Genomic DNA, 2,508 nt, shown 5'->3' on the forward strand with positions numbered 1-2,508 from the left:
ATCAGCCGCCACCCCCGCGCTGCGCGCGATTCCCAACCTCCCCCACCCAACAAGTTGTCTGAGGGAGGTTGGGAATTGAAGGGGTGGCGGCTGATCAGGGAAAAAGAGAACAGAAGATGAGGTGGGAGAAGTCAATCAAATTTGGGGGCGGAGGGAGCTGGAGGTGTGGCGGGTAGCCCGATGGAGAAGATGCGCTGGAGCAGTTTCATCCTTCGGTCAGGCATTGCGTCACCCAGGTAGAGCGATTCGAAGAGCATTTCGGCGGCGGCCACAGAGCCGATGTCGTTGAGGGCGTGCGGCTTGGCAATGTCTTCGGTGTCTAGACCAGGTCGCGCTGAGAGCGATCGATCTGCGCGGCCGCGCATCCCCGGTGGAAGGGCGGCGACCGTTTCGTATGGTAAGAAGTTCAAGTTAGGAAATCCAGGCCCGCACCTGCCGGCGAAGACTCGATCTAACGACGCTTCGCTGCTGCGGATCTGCGAGCATGTCGCGATGGGATGTCGCGCTGTCTCCTGCAGATTCGCCGAGCCATTCATCGACTTTTGCCGACGCATCGTTGATCGCAGTCCCGGCAGCAATGAGATCCTCACATGCCTCTTGAATTAGATCTGCTTCCTCGAACGGACCCGATGTTTGTACGTTGATGGTGATTGTTGGCACGACTACTCGTGAATTGTGATGCAACCAACGTTGCACGAGCAGGTTCACGCCGCGGCTGGAGAGTATTGCGATTCGATTAGCAGCCTCTAGTTCGGCACGAGTGATCGCATCGAACTCATCGAAGTCAACGAAATAGGACGTGCCCGCGAGGTCCGACAAGAACATTCGCTTGAAGTGTCCAGTCGACCAGTCACTCGGCATTCCGCCGCGATTCACTTTCACCTCACATGCAAGAAGCTTTGAGGCCAGTGAGACTCCTCGGCGCATGGCGCATGGGTGTTGCACTAGTGCCACGATGCGACCGGTCGCCAATTTGTAGACGTCGCCTGTAAAAGCGGGTCGCGTGTCGAATTCGGAGACTTCATCGCCATACGAGAGGTAGAGCTCTTCGCTCGTCTGTGGAGTCTCGAGGTCCCAATCGTCAGCCACGGCTACCTTCTGGGACGAATAGAGACGACTCCATCTGACGCAACGAACGCCTCGAAAGCGTTGTCAACCAGCGAATCTCGCCAGTCAGGTCTGAACTCGTCGAGGACCGCACTGGCAGAAACCGGGTCGCCATCATCGCTGATTAGCTCGAGGACTAGATCGAAGCGGCCCTGCGTCACCAAATCCAGCCGCGAGAGCTCGACTCCTTCTTTGACAGGCATTTCCAGCCAGGACACGGGTTCGCTCACGAAGTGGTTAGCGAGTACGTCCAACAGGGCGACAACTTTGGCAATTCTGTAACGGTTCGGGCCAGTCATGCCCTCACCTCGACGCCACTTCTGAACTGCGGGAACACTTACCTGAGCGAGTCGTGCGACATCTCTCCAAGCGAAGCCCGCGTCAGAAAGTACTTCGAGTAAGTCGGTGCGAGCCGACGCAGCTACGACCTCCTGCCGGTCTTCGAGTTCGCGAACCAGACCGCGACGCCTCAGGCCAGCCGTGTCGGACTGAAGATCAGACACCTGCCGGTGAAGAACTTCTGCACGATCTAGCAACTCGGCGGTGGGCCGAGTGCTCGGAATGGCGACACTCGAGAAGGGCCATAGGTTGCCAGTCGAAACACTGGTGATCAGGGTGGTATCACTCACTTTCGAAGACCTCCGTACGAGAACGCGCTGTAATCAGGGCTTCAAATAAGCCCTCGGCTGGTGCGTGAAGACGATTTGCCGTTTCGGTTACGAAGCTGAGCGAGAGCACAGGCACCGGCGCTCCCGGAGCTAGAGTCCATGCTGAGTCGGTATCGAGCAAGAAGTAGGGGCCTACCCCAGGAGCATTCGCACGAACCAGGTTGGGTCCGACAACGACCGCGGGTGGCCCATTTACCGCCCCATAGCGGAGCGTGAGAGTGTCCTCTGGCTCGCCAGATTTGTATTGCACAACTGCCTGCTGTTGCAAAGCCTGAAGGTCTTGATATTTCGGCGGTAAGAGGCTGGGTGCTACCCACTCCCTCCAGTCCACCGACCCGCCTGTATTGGGTACGCGGATCTCATCGATGTACCGCAATCCAATTCGCTCAATACCGTCCACGGGCGCGATATCTTGTCGAGCCGATACGGCGGCCTCGACGAAACTCCTGAACCAAGTCCAATTCAAATAATCCGTTGTTTCGACGACGATTGACTCGTTTGCGTAAGTTATCGACGTCCGCTTGTCGCGGGTGGAGAAGCGATGGAGCGTCAGATTTCTAGAGCTACTTACCGGCTGAGCGCCGGGGTTCATAAACATCTGGACCTCAGCCACGTCTTCAGCCTTTTGAAGCGGTGCTACGTGTTCGAGCTTCTGCTTGATACCAGCGAGGTCGCCGCGACTCAATTATTTGCTCTGGGGATGTTTGATCTCCATCACCGTCAGTGCGACGGG

At 57.3% G+C, this 2,508-nt stretch carries 5 protein-coding genes; 1 reads left to right on the forward strand and 4 read right to left on the reverse strand.

Annotated elements, in window-relative coordinates; translation table 11 throughout:
- Window positions 1-131: 131 nt before the first annotated feature.
- From RMN95_RS13465 to RMN95_RS17190, 4 genes are read right to left on the reverse strand one after another with little or no spacing between them, the layout of a single operon-like run.
- The gene (locus RMN95_RS13465; protein ID WP_309617420.1) at window positions 132-410 is read right to left on the reverse strand and encodes a hypothetical protein; all 279 of its coding nucleotides are present in this window, start codon (window positions 408-410) and stop codon (window positions 132-134) included.
- Between the two features lies 1 nt (window position 411).
- Window positions 412-1,089 carry a hypothetical protein gene (locus RMN95_RS13470; RefSeq protein ID WP_309617421.1) on the reverse strand — a complete coding sequence of 226 codons (678 nt, stop codon included), beginning with the start codon at window positions 1,087-1,089 and terminating at the stop codon, window positions 412-414.
- Window positions 1,090-1,091: 2 nt separating this feature from the next.
- The gene (locus RMN95_RS13475) at window positions 1,092-1,736 is read right to left on the reverse strand and encodes a hypothetical protein (protein WP_309617422.1); all 645 of its coding nucleotides are present in this window, start codon (window positions 1,734-1,736) and stop codon (window positions 1,092-1,094) included.
- Complete coding sequence (locus RMN95_RS17190) at window positions 1,729-2,388, reverse strand: TIGR04255 family protein (protein ID WP_397545294.1); 660 nt, start codon at window positions 2,386-2,388, stop codon at window positions 1,729-1,731. Before RMN95_RS17190 ends, RMN95_RS13475 begins: the two co-directional genes overlap by 8 nt.
- On the opposite strand from RMN95_RS17190, the gene RMN95_RS13480 reads away from it, so the two are divergent.
- A partial coding sequence (locus RMN95_RS13480; protein WP_309617423.1) for a hypothetical protein occupies window positions 2,317-2,508 on the forward strand: 192 nt, incomplete at its 3' end. The two genes, RMN95_RS17190 and RMN95_RS13480, sit on opposite strands and share 72 nt — an antisense overlap.

The sequence above is a fragment of the Salinibacterium sp. genome (assembly GCF_031364185.1).
In the GTDB taxonomy this organism is placed as follows: domain Bacteria; phylum Actinomycetota; class Actinomycetes; order Actinomycetales; family Microbacteriaceae; genus Rhodoglobus.